Source organism: Streptomyces sp. NBC_01283 (genome assembly GCF_041435335.1).
Lineage (GTDB): Bacteria > Actinomycetota > Actinomycetes > Streptomycetales > Streptomycetaceae > Streptomyces.
This window is the reverse complement of the sequence record NZ_CP108430.1, coordinates 8,435,119-8,461,579: the sequence shown is the minus strand read 5'-3', so window position 1 is coordinate 8,461,579 and position 26,461 is coordinate 8,435,119. Positions and strand designations below refer to the sequence as shown.

Below are 26,461 nucleotides of genomic sequence, written 5' to 3'. Positions count from 1 at the left end.
ACCGACAGGACTATTGGCGCATTCGGCACGGCCCGTCCACACGGGGTGTGACTCATTCACCGCCCTCCGCGCATCCGAGTGCCCCGCTCTCAACACCCCATGCCCGAGGTGATGTTGCTGTGGCAGACTGCGGCGATCCAAGCGTCCCGCCGCAGCAACGGAGTACGTCATGACCGCAGATGCGCCCATGCCGACGATCGACACCAGCAAGCCGCATCCCGCGCGTGTGTACGACTGGCTGCTCGGCGGCAAGGACAACTACCCCGTCGACGAGGCGGTGGGCGAGAACCTGCCGCCCGAGGCGAAGGACGCCGCACGTCAGAACCGCGCGTTCATGAACCGCGCGACCGCCTGGCTGGCCACCCAGGGCGTGGACCAGTTCCTCGACATAGGCACCGGGATCCCCACCGCGCCGAACCTGCACCAGATCGTCCAGGAGATCGTGCCGTCCGCGCGGGTCGTCTACACCGACAACGACCCGATCGTGCTGCGCCATGCTGAGGCCCTGCTGGTCAGCCGTCCCGAGGGGATGACCGACTACATCCAGTCGGATGTCCGCGAGCCGCTGGAGATCCTCGGGCATGCCCGCGGCCTCCTCGACTTCGAGCGTCCGATCGCCCTCTCCCTCATCGCGCTCATGCACTTCCTGTCCGACGAGCAGGACCCGTACGGGATCGTGGACACGCTGGTGGGCGCCTTGCCCTCCGGGAGCCACCTGGTGCTCTCGCACGCCTCGTCCGACATCTACCCGGAGCTGGCCGAGCAGGTCACCGCCGAGTACGCGAAGGGCGGCATCAAGCTCGGCTTCCGGAACCGCGCCGAGGTCAGCCGCTTCTTCGACGGGCTCGACCTCGTCGAGCCGGGCCTGGTGACGGCCACGGAGTGGTTCAGGGACACCACGCCGCCGGAGGCGGAGGGCAGCGGGATCTACGCGGCGGTGGCACGCATCCCCTAGTTGCTCGGCTGACGTATCAGCCGGGTACCCGTCCACGCCCCCCGAAAGGTGAGCAGCCCCACTCCCAGGAGCTTGATTGGGGATCAGCGGGGGCGGGCATCACCGTGGGGCAGGACCAGCCGCGCAAGACAGGGCGCGGCACCGGTGAGCGAATGCTGTAGCGAGCACGCCGGACGTCCCAGGGGAGGGAAGTGAGTCGCCATGCGTGCGCACCAGCACGCTGTACGTGCGCCCAAGCGGGTCCATCGGCGCGTCGCCCGTGTCGAGTACGTGCTGCCGCAGGAAGCCGCATCGGCCGGCCGGGCGCGGAAGCTGACCTCCGCGTTCCTGACCCGACCCCGCCGGCACCTGACGGAAGTGGACGCCGAGCGGGTGGACGACGCCACGCTGATCGTCTCCGAACTGGTCGCCAACGCCACCCAGCACGGCCGCAGTCCCTGCCGCCTGCGCCTTCAGGTGTCCGGCGACGAGGTGACCGTCGAGGTCCACGACGCGAGTCCTGTCGGCCCGCGCACGCTCAAGCCCAGCACCGAGCGGGAGAGCGGACGGGGCCTGGCGATGGTGCGTCACCTCGCCGCGCGCCTTGAAGTCGTCGGCAGCGGCCGCCACGGCAAGGCCGTCCGGGCGGTGCTCGCGTAGGGCCGTTCGGGCGGTTCCCGTCCAACGGCGCGGTGAGTCGGGGCGGTGCGTCACGGCCCCGGCTGCAACGTCCTCGCAACCTTGCCCGGAGTTGGCTGGGTCTCCCCCTCGACGGCAGCCCGGTGACCAAGGAGCGGCAGCCCATGACCGATACTCCACGCGTGGAGCTGACCCCTGACGCCGCCGGTCTGGTGCGGCGGCTGCGGGAGGCCCACGGCCCGCTGATGTTCCATCAGTCCGGCGGATGCTGCGACGGCAGTGCGCCCATGTGCTACCCCGCGGGTGAATTCCGCACCGGGAACTCCGACGTGCTTCTGGAGTCGCTGACCGTGGAGGGAGTGGCGGAACCGGTCACCTTCTGGATGTCGAAGAGCCAGTACGAGGTGTGGAGCCACACCCGCCTGATCGTGGACGTGGTGCCCGGCCGGGGCAGCGGCTTCTCCCTCGAAGCCCCGGAAGGCGTACGTTTCCTCATCCGTTCCCGTCTGGTCGGTACCTAGCCACCCACCCTGCACCCGTCCGGCGCTGCCCTCTGGTGCACTTTCTGACCGGCCCTCAGACTGGTGCGGTCGGACGGCCGGAAAGACTTCAGGGGGCATGGGTGGCATCACGGCACACGTACATCGTGGGACGGTTCAGAACGGCGAGAGCGGCGCTCTCGGTACTGACGGCATTCGGCACACTGGCCGGTGCGGCTCTGATGGGAGCGGCACCGGCCGGCGGCGTGGAGGCGGACGGAAAGGCCGCCGCGTCGCGGATCGCGCCTGGTGTGGAGTACTGGCAGTTCGACATCCCGGCCTCCCACGGCACGGCCCGCGCGCACGTGCTCGACGTCGACCTGAGCGATCCGCGCACGGGTGTCGACCTGCTCTATCCGGGTGCGGTGGGCGCGCGCTCCGTCGTCTCCGCGCTCGCGGACGGGGCGGGAGCGGTCGGCGGGATCAACGGCGACTTCTTCAACATCACCGAGACCCAGCATCCGGGGGTCGAGCCCACCGGCGCACCCGTCGGCCCGGCGGTCGCACGCGGCCGGGCCCTCAAGGCGGCGGTGCCGAACGGTCAGCGCTTCGGGCCCGCGATGCCTCCGGGCGTGACCACGGAAGCCGTGCTCGGCGTGGGCTTCGACCGCCGGGCCCGCCTGGACAACCTCCGCCTGGACGGTGAAGTGCGGACGCCGCAGGCCCGGCTGCCGCTCGGCGGGCTCAACCAGTACGCCCTCCCGGTGGGTTCCGTCGGCGCGTTCACCAGCGACTGGGGCAGCACCTCGCGGGTGCGCTCCACCTGCGGCACGGACACCAACCGCGGCGCTCCCTGCAGCACGGACACCCATGAGGTGGCGGTGCGCGGCGGCCGTGTCGTGACGTCCGTCGACACACCCGGCAGCGGTCCGGTGGCCCGCGGCACCACGGTCCTCGTCGGGCGCGAGGCCGGCGCACAGGAGCTGCGCAAGCTCTCCATCGGCGACCGGGTCCAGGTCAAGCACCGCCTGGTGGCGGCCACGTCGCACTCCCCCTTCCGCTTCGCGCTCGGCGGCTTCCCCGTCCTGCGCGGCGGCGCCCCGCTGCCCGGCCTCGACTCCGTCACCTCCGCCGTGCGGACGGCTGTCGGAATCTCCGACGACGGACGGCGCCTCCTGCTCCTCTCCTTGGACGGCTCCCCCGAATTCCGTACGGGACTGACCATCGCCGAAGTCGCCACCACGTTGCAGGGCCTGGGCGCGCGGGACGGCTTCAGCCTGGACGGCGGGGGCTCCTCCACCCTGGCCTCGTCCACCACCCTGGTCGCGAGGGCCCCCGGCGCCGAGGCCGTCACCGTACGCAACAACCCCAGCGGCGGCGTGGAACGTCCGGTGCCGAACGGCATCGGCGTGTTCTCCGGCGGCTGACAGGGCGCGAACGCAGGTGCGGGTTCCCGACAAGTACGGGGTGAGACCGCCGACCGACGGTACGGCTACGGAGGTCCCGTGACCACGGACCTGGACGACGAGGAGCTGCCGGCCCGCACCGCGCGGGACCCGGCAGCCTTCGAACCGCTGGTGGCGCGCCACTCGGCGGTTCTCCACGGCTACTTCGCACGCCGGGCCCCGGCTGCCGCGGACGATCTGCTCGCCGGACTCCCGCCCCCGGTGCCGACGAGCTGATCGCGGCGGGTCATGTCGCGCCGCCGCAGGCTGTTGGTCGCGGCCGTGGCCGTGATCGCCGCCGATGCCGGGGCGTATCCGGTGCTCGACCTGGGCGGCAGGCCCGCGGCCAGTGCGTCGGCCGCCCGGTTCCTGAACGACATGAAGGCCGGCAAGCTCAAGAGACACCCCCGGCGTGCGTCTGGTCGGTGACATGAAGGAGCAAGGGGTGCCCGGGAGTGGCGGTCGAGGTCACGCGGAAGGCCGGGTTCAGCACCGGACGGGAGAAGGGCGTGACGTAGTGGACGAAGGACCGCTGCACCTGGCTGGAGCTGGGCCCGGCCGATCGCGTCGGCTGAGCCCCGGCCCCTGCCGCGTGGGCGTGTTCACTCGGTGTCCCGCACCGCCACCAGACCGTTGAACACGCCCACGTACGCCGTTCCGTCCGGGCCGAGGGTCACCGGCGCCCAGTTGTTGTCGTACGCGATGCCCGTACCGGCGAGCCGCTTCCACTTGGTCGAGCCGGTGCGGAAGTCGACGGCCGTCAGGTACCAGGCATCGATGCCGAGGCTGTTGGGCTCCTTCGTGTAGAAGTACAACAGGCCGTTGGCGGTGGACAGTTTGGGCACGTTCGACGGTGCGCGGACGTCGCTCTCCCACACCGTGTCGCAGCCGCTGCCGTCGTCGCGTACGTCGATCCTGCTGACGCCGCCGACGACGCTGCGCCCGAAGGTGAGCGAGGTGATGTTCTCGTAGCCGTAGTTGTTCTCGACGACGAGGCTGTTGCCCCAGGTGATCAGCGAGTTGTCGGTGGTGGAGGCCCCGGAGCGGAAGACGGGGACCTTGCAGACGAGCCGCTTGTCGTCGGCGATGTCCTCGCCCCGGCGGTAGACGAGGACGTTCATGCGGTCGTCGGCGTTGTCGGTGATGGCCACGTAGTCGTCGTCGCCCTTGCCGAAGAGGTCGGGGGTGGTGCCCGAACCCTGGTTCACCGAGCCGGGTTTGGTGCCCGTCCCCCGGTCGTACGTCTGGCGCCAGACGGCCTTCGGGGTGCCGTCCGCGTCGGCCCGGAAGCTGTAGAGCGCATGGTCGGAGACGATCGACACGCCGTCCTCGGCGACGGAGAACGAGTTCTGGATCTCTTCGCCGTCGAGCCGGACGGAGCGGGTGTCGCCGGACTTGGGGTCGACGGTGCCGACGCGTCCTTGCCGGGTCACCCACCAGATGCGGCCCTCCCAGTCGGGCATCACCGACGTGACCGGGTCACATTCGCCACTCGGGTAGAGATTTGACCAGGTCACGCAGTCGTGCGGGACGTGCGCCGTCAGGTCCCAGTCCTTGTCGACGACGAAGCGCCAACTGCCGTCCGCCGTCTGTTCGTGCGCGAGCCGGACGATGTGCTGCCGGGAGTCGGCGAGGACGAGCCGGTCCTCGTTGTCGAGGTAGGAGTAGGCACCGCCCGAGGTGTCCTTGAAGATCTTCGAGAAGTCCAGGCGCGTGATGGCCTCGACGGTGGAGGGGCGCTGCGGCAGCTTGTACTCGGCGAGCGTCTTCATCGTGTCCGGGTCGAGCAGCTTGACCAGGAAGCCGGTGAACGTGCCGCAGACGGTGACGATGCGGCCGGCCTTGTCGAAGGTGACGGTGGCGCACTCACCCCCGAGCGCCGCCATCTTCTCGCTGCCGACCTGCGGCTTCTTCCCCAGGGGTCCGTTCCAGGGGTAGGTTCCGCTGCCCGCGGCGTCCGCGTGCATCCCGCTGCGGCCGTTGGCGGCGAGATACGGGTGCTGGGGCGGCTGTTCGCCGGGCAGCGGGCGGGCGTCGGCGGGGGTGCCGGTGTACTGGTCGACGAGCCGGTGCCCCGGCGCCTTCGGTATGTCGTCCGCCTGGGCGGGATACGCGAAGGACGCCGCCGAGACCGTGAGCGCGGTCAGGGCGAGGGCAGTGCTGAGGGTTCTGCGACGCGGCATGGGCCGAAGCTAGGGCCAGACCCTTGAAGTGTCCATGGAAAGGTGACAGTTGTTCATGAACACGCAACGATCATGGCTGCAGGCCGCTGACGATGTCCGCGGCGGCCGTGACCCCGTTGTGAATGGTCGGCGCCATGCTCGAACTCGCCAGATAGAAGCCGAGCAGCGCACAGACCAGGGCGTGCGAGAACTTCAGTGCGCCGTTGCGCAGAAAGACCACTGCCAGGATCACCAGCAGCAGCACCACAGAGACCGAAATGGCCATGGGGACAACCTCCTTCGCCGCGTCCACACCGCGGCTCTGGGCCGAGTGTGGCGCAGCGGAGGGACCGTCCGGGCGACCGGCATGTCCTCCGAACGGGTGTTATGTGCCGGGACGTTGCTTCGGCCGGTCCGTATCCGGGCCGGGGGCTACTGCCCGTGGGCGACGAGGAACGCCTCCAGGCCCGCCAGGTCGTCCGTGTTCAAGTGGTCGACGCCGGCGGCGAGGAGCTCGCCCCACACCGCGTCGCGCGCCGGGCCCGGCAGGTCGGGTGTCGCCCAGAAGCGGACGCGCTGCCCGCGCTTGTGGGCGGTGACGACGATGCCGCGCAGCTTGTCGCGCTCGGCGGCGGGCATCGCGCCGACGCCCTGCCAGCTGAAGTTGAGCGTCCAGTTGTCGCTGATCAGCGGGATGAGCGAGGCGGGCGCCGCGCTGCCCAGGTCGGCGAAGCGGCCGTCGTAGAAGGCGCGGCGCGTGCGCTGTGCCTCCATCGGGGCGCGGGCCGCCCGGTCGCCGGAGATCACCGCCGTCACGGGACCGCGGTGCACCTTGCCGTACGAGTACGTGGTGAACAGGTGCCGGTAGCGGCGCAGATGCCGGTCGAGTTCCAGGTACGTCGCCGCGCCCTCGGTCTTGATGTCGATCAGGAGCTGGAAGGGGGTGCGGTGGTAACCGCGGTACACGGAGCCGTGGTTGGCACGGACGCGCGCGGCCAGGGGGCCCAGGTAGAGCGATTCGAGGGTGCGGGTGGGGTCGAGGTCGACCGGGTCGTGCGCGACCAGGAGCTGCCCGTCGACGAGGTAGATGTCGGCCTCGACGCTGCCGAAGCGGTGGTCGAGCGCGTCGAAGAGGGGCCGGGGGTGTTCGTAGTCGTTGTGTGCGTGGGCCCGTATGAGGGGGCGGGGTCCGTGTCCGCGTTCGCTCGCCTGGGCGTACGCGGGGACGGCGGCGGTGCCGGCCAGCGCGGCACCGAGGGTGAGGGCTCTACGACGGGTGATGAGTGCCACGGAGACTCCCGGGAAGGGCGAGGGGACGACGAACGGGCCTCAGTGAGTATGAGGCCATGCTCGCGTCAAGAAACCCCTTCGGGACGGGAGTTGGCGCTATCGACTCCCTGCGTTAACTCCGGCAGACCCACGCCCCCGCAGGGCACCTCGGGCCGCCTCAGGCCACCTCGGGGGCCGCCTTGCGATCGGCTGCCGGAGCGGTCCCCGCCAGCTCGCTCCAGTGGACGGTCCGCTCGCACCACCGCTCAAGGAGCACCCGGTCGTGGCCGACCGCGAGCAGTCCGGCGCCGCTCTCACGCCGGTACTCCTCCACGGCCTGCACGAGTGCCGCAGTCGTCGAGGCGTCGAGCATCGCCGTCATCTCGTCGCAGATCAGCCAGCGCGGCCGGAGCACCAGGGCGCGGGCCAGGCAGGCGCGCTGGAGCTGGCCATCGCTGACCTCGTGCGGCCTGCGGCCCAGGAGGTCCTCGCCGAGACCGACCGTGGCCGCCAACTCGCTCACCCGCGCGGGGGCTTCGCCGCCGCGTCCGGCGGCTCGGAGCGGCTCCGCGATCAGGTTCGTGAGGGTCAGCCTGGGGTCGGCGGAGAGGCGGGGCTGCTGGAAGACGACGCCGAAGGCGGTGCGCTGGGCGCGGGGGGCCCGGTGTCGCCAGCCGCGGGCGGGCTCGCCGTCGATGATGACGCGGCCCGCGTCGGGCTTGTGCAGCAGGGCGGCCACCCGGGCCAGGGTCGACTTGCCGCAGCCGCTGGGGCCGAGCAGTCCGACGGAGGCGCCGGGCGCGATCGTCAGGTCCACGCCGCGCATGACGGGGGCGCGGCGGTCGTATCCGGCGGTGATGGAGTGGAGTTCAAGCACGGGGTGCCTCCAGGACGGCCGCCGTACGGGGATGGTGGCAGGCGACCCCGGCCACGGGCTGCGGCACGGTCCCGCAGGCCTCGTCCGCGCCGGCGCAGCGCGCGGCGAACGCGCATCCGCCCGGCAGTGCGGAGAGTTCTGGCGGCATGCCGGGGATCGGCGTGAACTCCCGCTCCGGGAGGGCGTTCAGGAGGCCGCGCGCGTAGGGATGCCGCGGCCCGGGGTCGCCGAAGAAGTCCTCGGCGTCGGCGAGTTCGACGATGCGGCTCGCGTACATGACGGCGACGCGGTCCGCGATGCGTTCGGCGGCGGCCAGGTCGTGGGTGATCAGGAGCAGCGCGCGGTCCTCGCCGACGTGCTTGCGCAGTTCGTCCACGGTGCGGTCGACGAGGTCGCGGTCGAGGCCCGTCGTCGGTTCGTCGGCGAGCAGCAGCGGTGCGTCGCCGATGAGCGCGAGCGCGGTGGCGGCACGCTGGGCGAGGCCGCCGGAGAGCTCGTGCGGGTAGCGGTCAAGGTGCCCGGCAGGGAAAGCGGCACGCTCGGCTGCCTCTTCGGCGGCCTTGCGCAGCTGCGGGCGGCGGACGTCCGCGAGCTCCCGCAGGGTCTCCTCCAGCTGGGAGCGGACCGTGCGTACCGGAGTCAGGTGCGCGGCCGGGCTCTGCGGAACGAGACCGACGCGCCGTCCACGGACCGTGCGGGCCAGGGTGCGCTCGTCGGCGGCGAGCAGGTCCGCGTCGCCGATGTGCGCGGACCCGGCCGTCTCCGCGTTCTGCGGAAGCAGCCCGAGCAGCGCCGACGCGAGCACGGACTTGCCGCAGCCGCTCTCGCCGACGAGGGCGAGGCACTCCCCCGCGGCGAGGTCGAAGGTGGCGTCGGTGACGGCGGAGACGAAGGTGCCCCCGCGCATGCGGAACCGTACGGAGAGTCCTCGTACGGACAGCACCGGAGGCGGGACGGGTTCGGTCACAGCAGTCACTTTGTGCACGGCGGTCACAGCATCAGCTCCGATCGGCGCCGGGGATTGATCCGTTCCCGCCAGGCGCCCGCGAGGCCCGCGATCGCCAAGGTGGGCACGATGATGAACAGGCCGGGGAAGAGGGTCGGCCACCAGTCCCCGGCGAGGAGCGAGCCGCGCGCGCTCTGCACGAGCGTGCCCAGGCTCGCCTGGTGGGTGGGGAGTCCGAGGCCGAGGAAGGACAGCGCGGACTCGTGCCAGATGGCGTGCGGCACCATCAGGACGGCCGCGAGTCCCGCCTGCGGGAGCACTCCGGGCAGCAGGTGGCGCACGATCACGCGCATCCGCGACGCACCGCCGGAGATGGCCGCGTCGATGTACGGACGCGACCGCAGCGAGAGGACCTCGGCGCGCACGATGCGGGCCGTGGACAGCCAGTGCGTGAGCGCCACCGAAACGACCACCGGCCATACGCCCGGCCGGAACATCGCCACGATGAAGATGCCGAGCAGCAGGTGCGGTACGGATGAGAAGACGTCCACGAGCCGCATCACGACCCGGTCGACCCAGCCGCCCGACGCGGCGGCGAGCGCGCCCACAGCCGTGCCGATGACGGTCGCGACGACGGCCGCCACCACGCCCACGAGGAGCGAGACCCGCAGCCCGTACACGCAGCGCAGGAGGAGGTCGCGCCCCACGTCGTCGGTGCCGAAGGGGTGCGCCAGGGACGGCGGTCGAAGTTTGGCCGCGAGGTTCACGGCCTGTTCGTCGAGGTTCACCAGCGGCGGCACGACCAGGACGGCGAGGACGACAGCCGCGACGAGCACCGCTGAGGAACGCACCCGCCACGCGCGCGTGGAGCGGCTCTTGGAGGCGTCCGCGAGGGGGGAACGCCACATCACGTCAGCCATCGAATCCCACCCTCGGGTCGGCGAGGCCGTACAGCAGGTCGGCCAGGAGGTTGCCGAGGAGCACCGCCGCCGTGGCGAGGACGGTGAGCGCGGCGAGCAGCGGGAAGTCCACGGCGGTCGCCGCCGACACCGTGGCCGCCGCGATGCCCGGCCAGCTGAAGACGGTCTCCACCAGGAGTGCCCCGGTGATCAGTTCGGGCACGCGGGAGCCGATCAGCGTGAGCACCGGCAGCATGCCCGAGCGCAGTGCGTGCCCCAGGAGGACGGTCCGTTCGGCGAGGCCACGCGCGCGTGCACCCCGGACGGGGTCGTCGCCGAGTGCGTCGCCGACTCCTTGGCGTACGTAGAGCACGAACCACGGGAGCTGCGAGATCGCCAGGACGGCGGCGGGCAGCACGAGATGGCTCGCGACCTGCCCGGCGGTCACGGCCGAACTCGCCGTGTCGGTGAGCCCGCCCGAGGGCAGTACGCCCAGCTTCAGGGCGAACAGCCAGACGGCGAGCAACCCGATCCAGAACGGCGGGGCGGCTTCGAGGGTGTACGCGAGCGAGGTCACGGCGCGGTCGAGCCAGCCGCCGGGGCGGCGCGCGGCGAGGACGCCGAGCGTGGTGCCGACGAGGATCGCGAGCAGGAACGCGGTGGCGGCGAGCAGCACGGACCAGCCGATGCGTTCGCCGATGACGTCGGCGACGGGCTGGCGCAGGGTGCTCGAATCCCCGAGGTCACCGTGCACGGCCGAGGTCAGCCAGTCCCACCAGCGCTGTACGAGCGGCTGGTCGACGCCGAGGTTGGCGCGCAGCTGGTCGAGGTTCTCCTGCGACGCGGTGAGCCCGGCCGTGCCCGCGTAGGCCTTGACGGGGTCGAAGGGGGACGCGGCGGCGATCGCGAAGACGCCGAAGGTCACGGCGAGCAGGACCGGGACGGCGAACAGGGCCCGCCGTCCCGTCATGCGCGCCATCGGCCCCCAGGGGAGCTTCCGGAGCGCTGATTTCACTGCTTCGGCTGCCAGTCCTCGACGTTCCACCACGGGCCCGACGCGAGGCCGTGGTCGTGCGGCTCGGTCTGGGTGGTCAGGTCGCCGAAGCGCTTGTCGACGACGTAGAGGTGGTCGATGTGGGTGAGGAAGGTGTAGCCCGGGTCCTTCACCAGCTCGCGCTGGATGGTGTCGTACGCGGCCTGCCGCTTGGCGTGGTCGCCGCTCTCGCGGGCCTTGTCGAGCGCCTTGTCGACCTGGGGGTTGTCGTAGTGGGCCATGTTGTTGAAGCCGTCACCGGCGAGCGAGGACTTCAGGAGCGTGTACTGGTCGAAGTCCGGGTCGGCCGGGGAGCCGCCGCCCGCGAGGACCGCGTCCTTCGGCATTCGCGGCTCGATGACCTCCCACGTACCGGCCTGCACCTCCACCTTGATGCCGAGCTTCTTGGCGTCGGAGGCGTAGGCGAGGGCGTGATCCTGGCGGAGCTTGTCTCCGGAGAGGTACCAGAGCGGGAACTTCGCCTGGACGCCGTCCTTCTCGCGGATGCCGTCCATGCCCGGCTTCCAGCCCGCGTCGTCGAGGATCTTCTTGGCCTTGGCCAGGTCGTGCCCCCGCTCGGTGCCCTTGGTGAACCAGGGGCTGTCGGTCGGTACGGGCCCGTAGGCCTCCTTGCCCGCGCCGTCCAGGATCGAGTCGACCATCGCCTTGCGGTCCACGCCGGTGTCGAGCGCGCGGCGGATTCCGATGTCGCCCGCGACCTTGTTGCCGGTGGGCAGGGTCACCACGCGGTAGTCGAAGGTCTTGGCGGCGTACGACTTCTTGTTGCTGTCGTTCTGGTACTTCTTCGCGAGGTTGGGCGGCAGGATCGCGCCGTCGAGCTCGCCGGCGTCGAGCCGGGTGGCGCGGATGTCGTCGTCCTTGATGATCGCCATGGTGAAGTTCTTGACCTTCGGCGCGCCGCCCCAGTAGCCGGGGTTGGCCTTGAAGGTGAGCTTCTCGCCCTTGGACCACTTCACCAGCTCGTAGGGGCCCGTACCGACCGGCTTGGTGGTGAACTCGCCGGTGTTCACGTCCTGCTTGCCGGCTATGTGCTCGGGCGCGATCGGCAGGACGGTGCGCTCGGCGAACGGCGCATAGGGGTACTTGAGGTGGAAGACGACTGTGTCGTCGCCCTTCGCCTCGACGTCCTTGACGGCGTCGAGCTCGGTCTTGGCGGCGTTGTTGGTCTTCTTGTCGAGAATCGTCTCGTACGTGAAGACGACGTCCTTGGACGTGAAGGGCTTGCCGTCGCTGAACTTGACGCCCTTGCGCAGCTTGAACGTGTAGGTGCGGCCGTCGTCGCCGACCTTGGGGAGCCCGGCGGCCAGCGCGGGCTTGAGCTTCATGTCGGCGTCGTGCGTGAGCAGACCGTCGAAGATCTTGGAGTTGCCGTCCTTGCCGTAGCCGAGGAGCGGGCTCAGGGTGTCCGGTTCGTACGCGATGCCGACGACCGCGGAATCCTCGGCTCCGCCCGCGTTCTTGCCGTCGCCCGGCGCCGAACAGGCCGAGGCGGCGACCGCCAGCGAGGCGGCCGCCGCCACCGCGCCCGTACCCCGTATCGATCGGGCCCTCATGCTCCACACCCCTACTGAAGATCAAACGTTATTGCGAACGGGTCGCAATTATGCCTCATGTAATGGGTGGGTAAAACGTGTGGTCCATACCGAGTGGATCACGGGGGCCCGGTCGACGGTCGAGGTCAGGGAGCCGGCAGGCTCACGCGCGCGGCCAGCTCCTCCCGGTGGCGCCCCACCGTGCCGAGCGCGATCGAGTCGGCCTTTGCCCGCTTGAGATAGAGGTGGACGGGGTGCTCCCACGTCATGCCGATGCCGCCGTGCAGCTGGAGCGCCTCCTCCGCGATGTGCACCACGGCCGGTGACGCGTAGGCCTGCGCGAGGGCCGCAGCGACATCGGCGTCCTCGCTTCCGGCGGCGAGGGTGTCGGCCGCGTTGCGGGCGGCGGCACGGAGGCTCACCACTTCGAGCCAGAGCTGGGCGAGGCGGTGCTTGAGCGCCTGGAAGGAGCCGACGGGCCGGTTGAACTGGTGCCGTTCCTTCGTATAGCGCACGGTCTCGGTCAAACACCAGTCCGCGACGCCCAGTTGCTCGGACGCCAGGAGCCCGGCCCCCGCCCGCAGACCACGCCGTACGGCGGTTTCGGATTCCGGACCGACGGCACGCGCGCGTGCGCCCTCGAAGGTGACCGTGGCGAGTGGCCGGGTGAGGTCGAGCGAGGTCTGCGGCGTGACGGTCACACCGGCGTCGTCCGCGTCCACCGCGAAGATCCCCGCACCCGTCGGCACGAGAAGGACGTCGGCGGCGACCGCGTCGGCGACACCGGACACGCTGCCGTGCAGGGCACCGCTCTCCGTGCGTACGTTGGGCAGGACGCCGCCCGGAGCGGTGCCGAGCGGCACGGCGAGCACGCCGACCGTGCGTCCCGAGGCGAGCGCGCCGAGGAGTTCCCTCGCCGCGTCGCTCTCACAGCCGAGCAGCGTCTCGGTCGCGATCACCGCACTGGTCAGATAGGGCACGGGGGCGACCGCGCGGCCCAACTCCTCAAGGACGACGGCGGCTTCGCGGTGCGTGGCGCCCTGGCCGCCGAAGTCCTCGGGCACGAGCAGGCCCGCGAGACCCATGCCGTCCGTGAGCGCCTTCCACAGGTCGTGGTCGTGCGGCTCGGCGGACTCCGTGCGGGTGAGCACGGCGGTGGCGTCGCAGTGGTCGGCGAGGAGGCCGCGCACGACCGAGCGCAGCGCCTCTTCTTCTTCGGAGTACAGCAGGTCGCGCGGCGCGGGCTGCGAGATCTGCGGGGGCTGCGCACTCATCGGGCGAGGTCCTTCCAGGCGACGTCCTTGTCGGTGCGCGGCTCGGAGGGGAGTCCGAGGACGCGCTCGGCGACGATGTTGAGCAGCACTTCGCTCGTGCCGCCCTCGATGCTGTTGCCCTTGGCCCGCAGATAGCGGTAGCCCGCGTCACGGCCGACGAAGTCGACCTTCGCGGGCCGCCGCATCGTCCAGTCCTCGTACAACAGCCCCTCCTCGCCCAGGAGTTCCACCTCCAGGCCGCTGATCTCCTGGTTCAGGCGGGCGAACCCGAGCTTCATGCCCGAGCCCTCCGGGCCCGGCTGTCCAGCGACGAGCTGCTGGCGGAGCCGCTCGCCGGTCAGCCTGGCGACCTCGGCCTCGACCCACAGCTTGAGGAGCCTCTGATGCAGGTCGTGCGTGCGCAGTTCGGGGCGCTCGCGCCAGGCCTCGACGACCGGGCCGATCATGCCGCCCTCGCGCGGGATGCGGGCGCCGCCGATGGACACGCGCTCGTTCATGAGGGTGGTCTGCGCGACCTTCCAGCCGTCGCCGATCTCTCCGAGCCGGTGCGCGTCCGGGATGCGTACGTCGGTGAGGAAGACCTCGTTGAACTCGGCCTCGCCGGTGATCTGCCGCAGCGGACGCACCTCGACGCCCGGGTCGGTCATGTCGCAGACGAAGTACGTGATGCCGCGGTGCTTGGGCACCTCCGGGTCGGTGCGGGCGATGAGGATGGCCCAGCGGGCGGCGTGCGCGCCGGACGTCCACACCTTCTGGCCGTTGACCACCCAGGTGCCCCCATCGTCGCGGACGGCGCGGGTGCCGAGCGCCGCGAGGTCGGATCCGGCGCCCGGCTCGCTGAAGAGCTGGCACCACACCTCGTCGCCGACCCACAGCGGCCGCAGGAATCTCCGCTTCTGCTCCTCGGTGCCGAAGCGCAGGATGGTCGGGGCCGCCATGCCGAGGCCGATCCCGATGCGGCGCGGATCGTTGTCGGGCGCGCCCGCGGCCTCCAGCTCGGCGTCCACGACAGCCTGCAGGGACCGGGGGGCGCCGAGCCCGCCGAGCCCTTCCGGGTAGTGCACCCAGGCGAGCCCGGCGTCGAAGCGGGCCTTCAGGAAGGCGGCGCGTTCGGTCGCCGCCGGCGGGTGCGCGGCGAGGAACTCCTGTGTACGGCTGCGCAGTTCGACGGCATCCGTCATGCGCCGGCCCCCTCGGGAAGCACGGCCACCCGCCCCGTGGTGACACCGTCGGCGACCCGCTGGACGGCCGCGGCGGCATCACTCAGCGGCACACGCTCGCTGATGAGCGGCTTGATGGCGCCCTTGGCCGCGAGCTGGGTGAGCTCCTCGTGGCAGCGGAGGACGGCCTGTGGGTCCTTGGTGTTGTAGAGGCCCCAGTGCAGGCCGAGGACCGCGTAGTTCTTCACCAGGGCGTGGTTGAGCGCGGGCGTCGGGATGACTCCGCTGGCGAAGCCGACGACGATGATCCGCCCCTCGAAGGCGACACACTTCGTGGACTGCGTGTAGGCATCGCCGCCCACGGGGTCGTAGATGACATCAGCGCCACGGCCGCCGGTGGCTTCCTTGACGGCGCCGATGACGTTCTCCGTACGCCGGTCGATGACCAGGTCGCAGCCGAGCTCGCGCGCGACCTCGGCCTTCGCGGCGCCGCCGACGACGCCGATGACCTTGGCGCCCGCCGCCTTGCCGAGCTGGACGGCCGCGCTGCCGACACCGCCGGCGGCAGCGTGCACCAGGAGGGTCTCGCCCTCCTGGAGGTGCGCGCGGCGGTGCAGGCCGAACCATCCCGTCTGGTAGCCGATGTGCAGCGCGGCGGCCTCTGCGTCGTCCAGGGCGTCGGGGGCGGGCAGCACGGTCGCCGCGTCCGCGAGCGCGTACTCGGCGAAGCCGCCGTACGGGAGGGCCGGGTTGGCGATCACCCGCCGCCCGTCCTCGGTCTCGCCGCAGATCTCCACGCCGGGCGTGAACGGCAGCGGGGGCGTGACCTGGTACTGCCCGCGGCAGAGCAGCGCGTCGGGGAAGTTGATGTTGGCGGCACGGACCTTGAGGAGCAGTTGTCCGTCGCCGGGCACCGGCCGGTCCACGTCTTCGAGGCGCATCACCGCGCTCGGCTCGCCGTTCTGGTGCACTTGCCATGCCTGCATGCGGGGCCTCCACTGGGGCTTTCGTAGACCGAGCTCGGTCGCATACTAAGCGGTCGCTTGCAGGCAGGGGAACCGTCTCGTCAGTCCGCTTTGCGCTTCTCCTGAGCGGGCCGCGCCCTTACGTGCATCCGCTCGCCCTGCGGCCCGAACAGGCTGAGGAATTCCGCGGGCCCCTCCCCCGTCGACCCGAACCAGTGCGGGAGCCGCGTGTCGAATTCCGCGGCCTCGCCCGCCGTGAGGATCACGTCATGATCGGCGAGCACGAGCCGCAGCCGCCCCGACAGGACGTACAGCCACTCGTACCCCTCGTGGGTCTGCGGATCGGGCTGGACGGAGCGGACGGGCTCGAGCACCTTGTACGCCTGGAGGCCGCCGGGCTGGCGGGTCAGCGGGACCATCGTCCGTCCGTTACGGACGATCGGCTTGGCCCGCACCCGGGGGTCGCCGACGGGCGGGGCGCCGACCAGCTCGTCCAGGGGGACCTGGTGGGCCCGCGCGATGGGGAGCAGGAGTTCGAGGCTGGGCTTGCGGTGGCCGGACTCAAGCCGGGAGAGGGTGCTCACCGAGATGCCGGTGGCGGCGGCGAGGCCCGCGAGGGTCGCACCGCGCTCCTTGCGGATGCGCCGCAGGCGGGGGCCGACCTCGGCCAGCACCCCGTCCAGGTTCGCACCGTCGTCGCCGCTGCTGTCCGCCGCAGCCGCCGCCTCTTTGCTTGCCGACCTGTTCTCTGCCTTGCGTTCTGCCTTGTTCTCTGCCATGGATCCATTGCAGTATCGGCAAAGTCGATTGTCAATAATGCACCGACATTGCGACGGTCGTCTCGGCGGGACGTCCGCATGAAGTCCGTACAAGCATGGAGCTTTGAAGCGTTACGCGGTATCGATGCCGCCATGACGGACCACGTGAGCGCAGGCGCGCCGCCGGGGCTCCCGGCACCCGCCCCGCACGGCACGAGCGCGCTGCCCGAGGGGACGTACGACGGGGCGGTCGTCCTCGTGACCGGCGGCGGCACCGGTCTCGGCAAGGCGATCGCCGCGGAGTTCGCGCGGCTCGGGGCGGATCTGGTGATCGCCAGCCGCAAGGAGGAGCGGCTGAAGGCGGCGCGGGACGAGCTCGCGGGCCTCGGCGGGCGGGTGGCGGCCGTGCCGTGCGACATCCGGGACCCGGACCGCGTCGCCGAGGTCTTCGACGCGGCGCAGGACGCGTACGGCCTGCCGGACGTCCTGGTCAACAACGCGGCGGCGAACTTCCCCGTGCCCGCCGAGGACATGTCCCCGAACGCGTGGCGCTCGGTCGTGGACATCACGCTGACCGGGACGTTCTTCATGACGCGGGAGTTCGCCCGCCGCCACCTCACGGCGGGCACACCCGGCTCCGTCATCAACATAGGGGCGTCGTACGCGTGGACGGGCGGCCCCGGTTTCGCGCACAGCGCGGCGGCCAAGGCGGGCGTGCACAGCCTCGTCGAGAGCCTGGCGGTGGAGTGGGGGCCATACGGGATCCAGGTCAACGGCCTGGTGCCGGGTCTGATGCCGCACGAGGACATGACCGCGGACATCCGCGAGAATCTCGACCGGGCCACGACCGCGGCTACGGCTGCGGAGGGCGGCGAATCAGACTCCCGCCGAAGGGAGTTGAGTTCGCGCCAGCCCGCCCTGCGCGTCGGCGCCCCGCGCGAACTGGGCTGGGCCGCGACCTTCCTCGCCTCGCCCTACGCCCGCTTCATCACCGGGCACACGCTGGTGGTGGACGGCGCGAACTGGCAGCGGCGGGGCCTGGTGAGCCCGGAGATGGTGACGGTGCGCGAGCAGCTGGGGCGAGGGCCCTTCGGCCGGTAGCGCCACTCCCGAGGCCGCGCCGGCCGCGACCCCAGGCCGTGGCCGTACCGCCTGCCTCCCACCCGCTGCTTCCGCCTACTTCCCCTTGAACGCAGCCGCCCTGCGCTCCCCCTTCGCCGCGTACCCGGCCCGCGAGTCCTCCGACGTCAGCGTGATCGCCGCGTTCATCGCGACCCGGTCGAGGGCAGCGTCCATCCCCGCGTCCGCGTACGCGTCGATGCCCCGCTTGATGCCCTGCACGGCGAGCGGCGCGTTCGCCGCGATCTCGCCGGCGATCTCGCGAGCCGCCTTGGTCAACTCGGCGACGGGAGTGATGAGTTGGACGAGCCGCAGCCGCTCTGCCGTGGCCGCGTCGATGCGGCGGCCGGTGAGCGAGAGCAGCTTGGCCCAGCCCGCGCCCGCGTCACGCGCGATGCGCAGATCGCCGCCCGCGTCCACCGCGACGCCGATCTGCGCCTCGGGCAGCGCGAACACCGCGTCGTCGGACGCGATCCGCACATCCGCCATCAGCGCGAGTTCGAAGCCGAACCCGAGGCAGTACCCCTGCACGGCTGCGACGATGGGCTGCGGAAGGCCCGCGAAGGTGCGGAAGCGCTCATGGACCCAGCGCAGCCCCTCGTAGTAGTTGCGCGTGCGCTCGGCGCCCGAACGGCCCCCGATCGCACCGCCGTTCTGGGCGGTTACGTCGATCCCGGCGCAGAACGCCCGCCCCTCCGCGCGCAGCAGCACTGCCCTGATCGAATCGTCGAAGCGGATCCGGTCGGCGAAGATGCCGAGCTGGCGCGTGGACTCCCAGCTCCACGCGTTGAGCTTGCGCGGGTGGCAGAGGGTGAGGATGCCGAGGCCGTCCTCGATGTCGAGACGCAGCCGCTCCTCGCCCTCCGGGATGTCCGTGCCGATGGTGTCGATCATCCAGCACCAGCTCCTGCCTACGTTTCTGACGGCCCGTCAGGCATGTGACGTACCGTCAGCGTAGTGGCGGTGGCTCAGCGGCTGAAGACCTCGAACGACACCGCGGGCCTACCGCCGAAGCGCGGTGCCACCCGCTGCGCGTTGCCAGTGAGGAACTCACGGCAGTACTTCTCGGGGTCCTCCTGGGTCAACACCTCGATGTACGTGCGGTGTTCCAGGAGCGAGCGCACGGAGCGTTCGAGACCGGCCGTCGCGTCCGCCGCGTGCGTGGGCGACGAGGAACCGGCGACGGCCACCCAGCGCACGCCGTTCCAGGGCTCAAGTGCGTCCTCCTCGATCAGCTCGGGGAAGATCCACCGGTTGCCCGCGTCCGCGACGGCGTCGAGGGTGGCGCGGCCGACGGCCACGTGGTCCGGGGTGTTCCAGGCGACGCCGCCCCAGGTGTCGCGGTGGTTGAGGGTGATCACAAGCTCCGGCCGGTGCCTGCGGACCGCGGCGGCGATGTCGCGGCGCAGCGCCGTCCCGTACTCGATCACACCGTCCCTGTGGTCGAGGAACTCCACGGTCGACACACCGACGACGGCCGCGCTCGCCCGCTGCTCGCGCTCGCGCAGCGGGCCGCACGTGGCGGGGTCGAGGGTGTCGATGCCCGCCTCGCCCCGGCTGGCCAGGAGGTAGGCGACCTCGCGGCCGCCGTCCGTCCAGCCGGCGATCGCGGCGGAGCAGCCGTACTCCAGGTCGTCGGGGTGGGCGACGACGGCGAGGGCCCGCTGCCAGTCCTCGGGCATGGGCGTGAGCTGGTCGTTCTCGTTCAACGGCTCTGTCATGCCCGCAGCCTAGCTTCGCGGGACCCCGTCGCGGAGGGGTCAGGCCTCCCCCCTGGCGAGAGCCAGGAGCCGGTCGAGGACGCGCGGTGATCCGACCCGCAGCCCGTCGTGCTCGTACTCGTCGGTGACCCAGGTCCGCAGACCGCGGATGGAGCGGGCGGTGCGCAGCGAGTGGCCGGTGTCGACGTACAGGTCGTCGTGGTAGATCGCGGCGGCGGCCGGCACCTCGTTCGCGGCGAGGCGAGCCGTGTCGTACAGGGGCGTCCATCCGGTGCGTGCGGCGAGCAGGTCGGCGGTCTCGCGCAGCGGGCGCAGGGCGGGGTCGCAGTCGAACTGCCAGCGCTGGACGGCTTCGCCGGTGAAGAGGAGCGGCGCGTCCCCGGCGAGCGCCTTGCCCGGGTCGAACTGCGGGAACTCGCCGCGCAGCCGCTGGGCCGACCAGTCGGTGGACCGATCGCCCTGGCCGTAGATCGTCTCGTGCAGGAGGGCGAAGAGCGGGTGACCCCAGTGCGAGAGTGCGGCCTGTACGCCTTCCTGGAACGCGTCGGAGAGCGTGTGTCCGGCAGGGGTCCGCACGAAGGCGTCCTCAAGGAGGAAGTGGAGGCGGTGGCTGCCGTCGCCCATGCCGAGCAGCATGCCGAGGGACTGGAACGCCTCGACGGTGAGCCGGTAGCCGCCGTTGAGCACCGGCTCGTGCTCGGCGAGGTGGGCGGCGATGCGGCGGGCGCGCTCGACGTCCTGGGGGTATCGGGCGTAGTGGGCCGCGGTCTTGCGCTCCATGCGCGGGTAGGCGGCGCGGTAGACGTCGTCCGCGTGGCCGTCGAGCGTGGGCAGGCCGCCGGTGATGATGGCGGTGTTCAGTCCCTCGGGGGCCGCCGAGAGGTAGTGGGTCGCGCAGAAGCCGCCGAAGCTCTGCCCGAGCACGGTCCAGGGGGCGCCGCCGGTCAGCTCGCGCCGGATCAGCTCGCAGTCGCGGACGATGGAGTCGGCGCGGAAGTGCGTGAGGTAGTCGGCCTGCTCACGGGGTCCGCCGCGCAGCGGGAGCGTCTGGCGCGTCGCCGGGGTGGAGCTGCCGGTTCCGCGCTGGTCGAGGAGGAGCACCCGGTAGTCCTGGAGGGCCCTGCCCAGCCATGCCTCCTTGCCCACGAACCGGTTGGCCCCGAATCCCGGGCCGCCCTGCAGATACACCAGCCACGGCAGGTCGCCTCCGTGGTCCCCGTGCGCGCTCGCCACGGCCTCGCGGGCGTAGACCTCGATCCGCTCCCCCGCCGGATCGTCGTGGTCGAGGGGCACGGAGAAGCGGTGGTCGGTGAGGACGACGCCGGGCTGGCGGTAGGAGGCGGTGGCGGTCAAGAGAGCTCCTGGGCGGCATGCGGAACGGGACACTTCGCCCCAGTTCAGCACACCCGTCGCGGACGCGGTCAGCGGGGCGCCAGGCTGGAGCGCCGCACCACGAGCTCCGGCTGGAGCACCACGCGCCGGTGATCGTGCGCCGCGGGGTCGGTGTCCGACTCGGTCTCCTCCAGGAGGAGTTCCGCGGCCATGGCGCCCATCTTGATGGCGGGCTGGCGCACCGAGGTGAGTGGGACGACGGCAGCGGCTGCGAACTCGATGTCGTCGTAGCCGACGATGGCGATGTCCTCGGGCACGCTCACCCCGGCCGCGTACATCGCCTGGAGCACCCCGAGGGCGAGCAGGTCGTTGGCGCAGAAGACGGCGGTCGGCCGCTCGGCGAGACCCAGGACGCGGGCGCCCGCGTCGCGTCCGGCGGCCACGTCGAGGCGTTCGGTGGGCAGTTCCCGCAGCGCCGACGCCGGCAGACCGGCCTCGGCGAGTGCCTGCAGCGCTCCCTGCCTGCGGTCCTTGACCTGGTTGAGGCCGGGCGGGCCGCTCACGTACGCGATGCTGCGGTGCCCCGCGTCGACGAGATGGCGCACCGCGAGCGCACCGCCCAGGACGTCGTCCACGGAGACGGAGCACTCGGTGGCGCCCTCGGCGACCCGGTCCACCAGGACGAACGGGATGGCGTGCCTGCGGAACGCCTCGATGTTGCGCCCCGTCGCGTCGGCCGGGGTCAGCAGCACCCCCCGTACCCGCTGCTCGGCGAAGAGCGCCAGGTATTCGGCCTCTTCGGAGGGGCTCTGTCCGCTGTTGCACATCATGACGCGGAGCCCCGCGTCGCGCGCGGCACGCTCGGCACCGCGCGCGACGTCCACGAAGAAGGGGTTGCCCATGTCGAGCACGAGCAGCGCCATGATGCGGCTCTGCCCCGCGCGCAGTTGCCGTGCGGACTCGCTGCGGACGTAGCCGAGCCGGTCGATCACGGACTGCACCCTGTGGCGTGTCTCTTCGGAGACGACGTCCGGGCGGTTGATCACGTTCGACACGGTGCCCACCGACACGCCGGCGTGCTTCGCCACGTCTTTGATGCCGACCATGCGTCCCCTTGTTCCGTTGCTCGGGCGGTGCCTCGTGCACCACCGCGTGCGATCCCCTCAGAATTTGTACTGGTCGATGTTCTTCTTGTCGAAGACGGTCGGCTCACCGAGATCGACGACGCCCTTGTCGCCGATGGTGAAGGTGCCCAGGTCGCCCGCCTCGAACTTCTCGCCCTTCTTGCCGGTGATCCGGCCGGACTCCAGCGCCACGGCGGTGTGCGCGGCCAGTGCGCCGAGCTTGGCCGGGTCCCACAGCTCGAAGCCCTCGACTGTGCCGTTCTTGACGTACTGGCGCATGTCGTTGGGCGTCCCGAGGCCGGTGAGCTTCACCTTGCCCTTGTACTTCGATCCCGAGAGATACTGGGCCGCTGCCTTGATGCCGACGGTCGTCGGCGAGATGATCCCGGCCAGCTTCGGGTGCTCCTGGAGGAGCCCCTGGGTCTGCTGGAAGGACTGCTGGGCGTCGTCGTTGCCGTAGGCGGTCTTGACCAGCTTCATGTTCTTGTACTTGGGCTTCTTCAGCTCGTCCTTCATGTAGCCGATCCAGGTGTTCTGGTTCGTCGCGGTCTGGGCGGCGGAGAGGATCGCGATGTCGCCCTTGTAGCCGATCTGCTTGCCGAGCAGCTCCACCTGGGTGCGGCCGAGCGCCTCGGCGCTGGACTGCGAGACGAAGACGTCACGGCACCCGGGGTTGGTGTCCGAGTCGTACGTGACGACCTTGATGTCGTTCTTCATGGCTTGCTTGAGGGCGGTGCACAGGGCGCCGGGGTCCTGCGCGGAGACGGCCATGGCGTCCACCTGCTGCTGGGTGAGCGTGTTGACGTAGGAGACCTGCCCGCTGGTGTCGGTGGCGCTGTTGGGTCCTGTCTCCTTGTACGACGACCCGAGCTCCTTGAGCGCCTTCTCGCCGCCCTTGTCGGCGACGGTGAAGTACGGGTTGTTGACCTGCTTGGGCAGGAAGGCGACCGTGAGGCCTTTCTTGATCGCCGCGCCCGGGTCGGCCTTGGCGTTCGACGCCTTGGCCGCGTCGTCGCCCTTCGAGGAGTCCTTGGTGGTGCCTCCGCAGGCGGTGGAGGTGAGGGCGAGCGAGGTGACGGCTGCCAGGGTCACGCAGGCGCGGGTGAGGGCAGTGCGGCGGCCGGAGCGGCGGACGGTTCGGCGGGGAGAGAGCATCGTTGGTCCCTTTCGGACTGCGGACTTCGGGAGGTACGAGGGGTCAGCGGGCGGGAGCCGCGGCGGCGCGGCGGCCCGCTCGGGCGACGGCGATCTGGCGGGCCACGCGCGGCCCGAGCACGGACACCACGAGCAGCACGCCGGTGACGACGATCTGCGACTGCGCGGAGACGTTGAGCAGGCTCATCGCGTTCTGCAGCGCACCGAGCAGGAAGACTCCGGCGATAGCCCCGCCGAGGGTTCCCTTGCCGCCGTCGAAGTCGATGCCGCCGAGCAGGACGGCGGCGACGACGGACAGTTCGAGGCCGGTGGCGTTGTCGTAGCGGGCGCTCGCGTAGTGCAGGGCCCAGAAGACGCCGGTGAGCGAAGCCATGAGGCCGGTGAAGACGAACAGCCACAGCTTGTGCCGCTTGACGCGTACGCCCGCGAACCGCGCGGCCTCCTCATTGGCGCCGATCGCGAAGAGCGAGCGCCCGAAGGGGGTGGCGTGCAGGACGACGACGGCGATGGCGAGCAGCGCGAGGAAGGGCAGGAAGGCGTACGGCAGGAAGGTGTCGCCGATGCGTCCGGCCGCGAAGTCCAGGTACTGCGAGGGGAAGTCGGTCACGGCGTCCGACCCGAGGACGATCTGTGCGATGCCCCGGTAGGCGGCCATGGTGCCGATGGTCACGGCGAGCGAGGGCAGCCCGAGACGGGTCACCAGGAGTCCGTTGACGAGGCCGCAGACGACTCCGAGGAGCAGCACGACCGGGATGATCGTCTCGATGGCCATGCCCGCGTTCCAGAGCGCGCCCATCACGGATCCGGAGAGTCCCGCCGTCGACGCCACCGACAGATCGATCTCTCCGGAGACGACGAGAAGTGTCATCGGGAGGGCGATCAGCGCGATGGGCAGCGTGTTGCCGATGAGGAACGACAGGTTGAGGGCGTTCCCGAAACCGTCGACAAAGGCGAACGACATCAGGAGGAGGACGACAAGGAGAGTGCCGACAACGGTGTCCCAGCGGACGGCGCGCGTGAGCGAGAGCCGGTTGGAGTCAGCCATGGCGTGCGTTCCTCTTCTTCAGGGCCTTGGCGACGCGCAGCGCGACGATCCGGTCGACGGCGATGGCCAGGACGAGCAGCACGCCGTTGATGGCGAGCACCCACACGGAGCTGACGCCGAGCGCGGGAAGCACGCTGTTGATGGAGGTCAGGAGCAGCGCGCCGAGTGCCGCGCCGTAGACGCTCCCGGAGCCGCCGGTGAAGACGACGCCGCCGACCACGACGGCGCTGACGACGGTGAGTTCGTAGCCGTTGCCGGTGGCGGAGTCGACGTTGCCGAAGCGGGCCAGGTAGAGCGCGCCGGCGAGTCCGGCGAGCGCCCCGCACGCGGTGTACGCGGCGAGGATGCGCTTGCGTACGGGGATGCCGGCGAGCCGGGCGGCCTCGGGGTTGGAGCCGAGCGCGTAGAGCTCGCGTCCGCCGCCGAAGTGCCGCAGGTAGTGGGCGACCACCACCAGGACGGCCAGCGCGATGAGCGCCAGGTACGGCACGGCGGAGATCCCGCCGGACCCGAAGTCGACGAAGCCGTCCGGCAGGTCGGATGCGGTGATCTGCCGGGAGCCGACCCAGATGGAGTCGATGCCCCGGATGATGTAGAGGGTGCCGAGCGTCACGACGAGCGCGGGGACCTGGCCGAGGCTGACGAGCGCCCCGTTGAGCAGCCCGCAGCCGACACCGAGCACGACGGCCAGGAGTATCGCGACCGTGGAGTTGCCGCCTCCCTGGAGGTAGTTGCCGGCGGCGAAGGCGCTGATCCCGAGGGTGGAGCCGACCGACAGGTCGACGTTGCGGGTGATGACGACGAGGGCCTGGCCGGTCGCGACCAGGACGAGGATGGTCGCGTTCAGGAGCAGGTCCTTGATGCCCTGCTCGGACAGGAACTCGCTGTTGCCCGCCTGGGTGATGCCGATCATCACCAGGAAGACAAGGAGGATGGCGAGTTCGCGCATCTTGAAGACGCGGTCCACCAGACGGGTGCCCGCGGCCTTCTCGGGGTCCACGGCGGGTGCCGGGCTCTGGGTGGTCACGCTCATGCCGTCCTCCCGGTGGCGGCCGCCATCACGGACTCCTCGGTGGCCCGCGCGCGCGGGATCTCGGCGGTGAGCCGCCCTTCGTGCATGACGAGGACCCGGTCGGCCATGCCGAGGATCTCGGGCAGATCGGAGGAGATCATCAGGACCGCGACCCCGTCGGCGGCGAGTCCGGAGAGCAGTCGGTGCACTTCGGCCTTGGTGCCGACGTCGATGCCGCGGGTCGGTTCGTCCACGATCAGCACCTGGGGTCGGGTGGCCAGCCACTTGGCGAGGACGACTTTCTGCTGGTTGCCGCCGGACAGGGTGCCGACGGCGTCGGCGATGCGCGCGTACTTCACCTGAAGTCGCACCGCCCAGTCGAGCGAGCGGCTGCGTTCGGCGCCGCGGTCCATGAGGCCCGCGCGTACCGTCGTACGCAGTCCGGTGAGCCCGATGTTGCGTTCGATCGACATGTCCATCACGAGGCCCTGGGCGCGCCGGTCCTCGGGGACGAGCGCGAGCCCGGCGGCCATGGCGGTGCTGGGGGCTCCGTTGGTCAGCGCCTTGCCTTGCACCTCGACCGTTCCGGCGTCCCACCGGTCGACGCCGAACACGGCCCGCGCGACTTCGCTGCGCCCGGCCCCGACGAGTCCCGCGAGCCCGACGATCTCGCCCCGCCGCACGTCGAAGGAGACGTCGGTGAAGACGCCCTCACGGGTCAGCCTGCGGACGCTCAGCGCGACGTCGCCCACCCTTGTGTCCTGCTTCGGGTAGAGCTCGTCGAGGTCGCGGCCCACCATGCGGCGTACGAGATCGTCCTCGGTCAGACCTTCGAGCGGCTCGCTCGCGATCAGGCCACCGTCCCGCAGCGTGGTGACGCGCTGGCACAGCTCGAAGATCTCCTCCAGACGGTGCGAGATGAACAGCACGGCGGCGCCCTGTTCGCGCAGGGTGCGGACGACGCCGAAGAGCCGGGCCACTTCGCTGCCGGTGAGGGCGGCGGTCGGTTCGTCCATGATCAGGACCCGGGCGTCGAAGGAGAGCGCCTTGGCGATCTCGACGATCTGCTGGTCGGCGATCGACAGGCCGCGCGCGGGCTGTTCGGGGTCGAGGTCCACGGCCAGGCGCTTGAAGAGCGCGTCGGCCGCGGCGTGCACGGCCTTGTGGTCGACGCGGCCGAAGGAGCGGCGTGGCTGGCGCCCCATGAAGATGTTCTCCGCGACGGAGAGGTCGGGGAAGAGCGTCGGCTCCTGGTAGATGACGGCGACGCCCGCGTCCCGGGCGTCGCCGGGGCCGTGGAACACGACCGGGGACCCGTCGAGCGACAGCTCTCCCGCGTCCGGCCGGTGGACCCCGGCGAGGGTCTTGATGAGGGTGGATTTCCCTGCGCCGTTCTCGCCCGCGAGGGCGTGCGCCTCACCGGCGTACAGCTCCAGGGAGACGTCGTGCAGGGCGCGTACGGCCCCGAAGGACTTGCTCAGGCCCTGCACGGCAAGGACGGGGGGCTCTCTCATGGGTAGCACCGATCGGTCACGAAGGGCATGCGGCTTCTGACTGCGG

At 71.1% G+C, this 26,461-nt stretch carries 27 protein-coding genes; 7 read left to right on the top strand and 20 right to left on the bottom strand.

Going from position 1 to position 26,461, the window contains the following annotated elements:
* Positions 1–169 precede the first annotated feature (169 nt).
* The 6 genes from OG302_RS38370 (at position 170) to OG302_RS38345 (ending at position 3,926) form a co-directional block, all read left to right on the top strand.
* On the top strand, positions 170–955 hold the full coding sequence (locus OG302_RS38370) for an SAM-dependent methyltransferase (RefSeq protein WP_371749361.1): 786 nt from the start codon (positions 170–172) through the stop codon (positions 953–955).
* Between the two features lie 201 nt (positions 956–1,156).
* On the top strand, positions 1,157–1,594 hold the full coding sequence (locus OG302_RS38365) for an ATP-binding protein (RefSeq protein ID WP_371749360.1): 438 nt from the start codon (positions 1,157–1,159) through the stop codon (positions 1,592–1,594).
* 143 nt (positions 1,595–1,737) lie between these two features.
* Positions 1,738–2,094, top strand: coding sequence for a DUF779 domain-containing protein (locus OG302_RS38360; protein WP_371749359.1), 357 nt, complete (start codon positions 1,738–1,740; stop codon positions 2,092–2,094).
* 200 nt (positions 2,095–2,294) lie between these two features.
* Complete coding sequence (locus tag OG302_RS38355; protein WP_371750361.1) at positions 2,295–3,479, top strand: phosphodiester glycosidase family protein; 1,185 nt, start codon at positions 2,295–2,297, stop codon at positions 3,477–3,479.
* A 78-nt stretch (positions 3,480–3,557) separates the two neighbouring features.
* The gene (locus OG302_RS38350) at positions 3,558–3,734 is read left to right on the top strand and encodes a hypothetical protein (protein WP_371749358.1); all 177 of its coding nucleotides are present in this window, start codon (positions 3,558–3,560) and stop codon (positions 3,732–3,734) included.
* A gap of 12 nt (positions 3,735–3,746) precedes the next feature.
* Positions 3,747–3,926: a hypothetical protein gene (locus OG302_RS38345; protein WP_371749357.1), complete on the top strand. Its 180-nt coding sequence runs from the start codon at positions 3,747–3,749 to the stop codon at positions 3,924–3,926.
* Between the two features lie 173 nt (positions 3,927–4,099).
* Here the strand turns inward: OG302_RS38345 and OG302_RS38340 are convergent, their stop codons facing one another.
* The 12 genes from OG302_RS38340 to OG302_RS38285 all read right to left on the bottom strand — a co-directional run bounded on the left by OG302_RS38340 (position 4,100) and on the right by OG302_RS38285 (position 16,414).
* A complete protein-coding gene (locus tag OG302_RS38340; protein WP_371749356.1) occupies positions 4,100–5,680 on the bottom strand; it encodes a hypothetical protein in 1,581 nt (526 codons plus the stop codon).
* Between the two features lie 70 nt (positions 5,681–5,750).
* A complete protein-coding gene (locus OG302_RS38335) occupies positions 5,751–5,945 on the bottom strand; it encodes a hypothetical protein (protein WP_160503040.1) in 195 nt (64 codons plus the stop codon).
* A 146-nt stretch (positions 5,946–6,091) separates the two neighbouring features.
* The gene (locus tag OG302_RS38330; RefSeq protein WP_371749355.1) at positions 6,092–6,949 is read right to left on the bottom strand and encodes a phosphatidylinositol-specific phospholipase C/glycerophosphodiester phosphodiesterase family protein; all 858 of its coding nucleotides are present in this window, start codon (positions 6,947–6,949) and stop codon (positions 6,092–6,094) included.
* Between the two features lie 157 nt (positions 6,950–7,106).
* On the bottom strand, positions 7,107–7,805 hold the full coding sequence (locus OG302_RS38325) for an ABC transporter ATP-binding protein (RefSeq protein WP_371749354.1): 699 nt from the start codon (positions 7,803–7,805) through the stop codon (positions 7,107–7,109).
* Positions 7,798–8,781 (bottom strand): ABC transporter ATP-binding protein, encoded by a 984-nt coding sequence (locus OG302_RS38320; protein WP_371749353.1) that lies wholly within the window; start codon positions 8,779–8,781, stop codon positions 7,798–7,800. Before OG302_RS38320 ends, OG302_RS38325 begins: the two co-directional genes overlap by 8 nt.
* Before the next feature lie 14 nt (positions 8,782–8,795).
* Positions 8,796–9,671 carry an ABC transporter permease gene (locus tag OG302_RS38315; RefSeq protein ID WP_371749352.1) on the bottom strand — a complete coding sequence of 292 codons (876 nt, stop codon included), beginning with the start codon at positions 9,669–9,671 and terminating at the stop codon, positions 8,796–8,798.
* Entirely contained in the window at positions 9,664–10,629 is a 966-nt protein-coding gene (locus OG302_RS38310) for an ABC transporter permease (RefSeq protein ID WP_371749351.1), read from the bottom strand. The genes OG302_RS38315 and OG302_RS38310 overlap by 8 nt, the downstream gene beginning before the upstream one ends.
* A 32-nt stretch (positions 10,630–10,661) precedes the next feature.
* Positions 10,662–12,257: an ABC transporter substrate-binding protein gene (locus OG302_RS38305; RefSeq protein WP_371749350.1), complete on the bottom strand. Its 1,596-nt coding sequence runs from the start codon at positions 12,255–12,257 to the stop codon at positions 10,662–10,664.
* 125 nt (positions 12,258–12,382) lie between these two features.
* Positions 12,383–13,510 (bottom strand): acyl-CoA dehydrogenase family protein, encoded by a 1,128-nt coding sequence (locus OG302_RS38300; protein ID WP_371749349.1) that lies wholly within the window; start codon positions 13,508–13,510, stop codon positions 12,383–12,385.
* The gene (locus OG302_RS38295) at positions 13,507–14,691 is read right to left on the bottom strand and encodes an acyl-CoA dehydrogenase family protein (RefSeq protein WP_371749348.1); all 1,185 of its coding nucleotides are present in this window, start codon (positions 14,689–14,691) and stop codon (positions 13,507–13,509) included. Before OG302_RS38295 ends, OG302_RS38300 begins: the two co-directional genes overlap by 4 nt.
* Entirely contained in the window at positions 14,688–15,656 is a 969-nt protein-coding gene (locus tag OG302_RS38290) for an NADPH:quinone oxidoreductase family protein (RefSeq protein WP_371749347.1), read from the bottom strand. The genes OG302_RS38295 and OG302_RS38290 overlap by 4 nt, the downstream gene beginning before the upstream one ends.
* Positions 15,657–15,736: 80 nt before the next feature.
* Complete coding sequence (locus tag OG302_RS38285) at positions 15,737–16,414, bottom strand: helix-turn-helix domain-containing protein (protein WP_371749346.1); 678 nt, start codon at positions 16,412–16,414, stop codon at positions 15,737–15,739.
* Positions 16,415–16,546: 132 nt separating this feature from the next.
* On the opposite strand from OG302_RS38285, the gene OG302_RS38280 reads away from it, so the two are divergent.
* A complete protein-coding gene (locus tag OG302_RS38280) occupies positions 16,547–17,494 on the top strand; it encodes an SDR family oxidoreductase (protein WP_371749345.1) in 948 nt (315 codons plus the stop codon).
* 75 nt (positions 17,495–17,569) lie between these two features.
* Here the strand turns inward: OG302_RS38280 and OG302_RS38275 are convergent, their stop codons facing one another.
* The 8 genes from OG302_RS38275 to OG302_RS38240 form a co-directional block, all read right to left on the bottom strand.
* Entirely contained in the window at positions 17,570–18,406 is an 837-nt protein-coding gene (locus tag OG302_RS38275; RefSeq protein ID WP_371749344.1) for an enoyl-CoA hydratase/isomerase family protein, read from the bottom strand.
* Positions 18,407–18,480: 74 nt separating this feature from the next.
* Positions 18,481–19,233: a PIG-L deacetylase family protein gene (locus tag OG302_RS38270; RefSeq protein ID WP_371749343.1), complete on the bottom strand. Its 753-nt coding sequence runs from the start codon at positions 19,231–19,233 to the stop codon at positions 18,481–18,483.
* 39 nt (positions 19,234–19,272) lie between these two features.
* On the bottom strand, positions 19,273–20,586 hold the full coding sequence (locus OG302_RS38265) for an alpha/beta fold hydrolase (protein ID WP_371749342.1): 1,314 nt from the start codon (positions 20,584–20,586) through the stop codon (positions 19,273–19,275).
* 68 nt (positions 20,587–20,654) lie between these two features.
* On the bottom strand, positions 20,655–21,671 hold the full coding sequence (locus tag OG302_RS38260) for a LacI family DNA-binding transcriptional regulator (RefSeq protein ID WP_371749341.1): 1,017 nt from the start codon (positions 21,669–21,671) through the stop codon (positions 20,655–20,657).
* A 57-nt stretch (positions 21,672–21,728) separates the two neighbouring features.
* Positions 21,729–22,844, bottom strand: a complete 1,116-nt coding sequence (rhaS, locus tag OG302_RS38255; RefSeq protein WP_371749340.1) for a rhamnose ABC transporter substrate-binding protein — start codon at positions 22,842–22,844, stop codon at positions 21,729–21,731.
* Between the two features lie 43 nt (positions 22,845–22,887).
* A complete protein-coding gene (locus tag OG302_RS38250; RefSeq protein ID WP_371749339.1) occupies positions 22,888–23,889 on the bottom strand; it encodes an ABC transporter permease in 1,002 nt (333 codons plus the stop codon).
* Positions 23,882–24,922, bottom strand: coding sequence for an ABC transporter permease (locus OG302_RS38245; RefSeq protein ID WP_371749338.1), 1,041 nt, complete (start codon positions 24,920–24,922; stop codon positions 23,882–23,884). The genes OG302_RS38250 and OG302_RS38245 overlap by 8 nt, the downstream gene beginning before the upstream one ends.
* Positions 24,919–26,415: a sugar ABC transporter ATP-binding protein gene (locus OG302_RS38240; protein WP_371749337.1), complete on the bottom strand. Its 1,497-nt coding sequence runs from the start codon at positions 26,413–26,415 to the stop codon at positions 24,919–24,921. Before OG302_RS38240 ends, OG302_RS38245 begins: the two co-directional genes overlap by 4 nt.
* Positions 26,416–26,461: the final 46 nt, after the last annotated feature.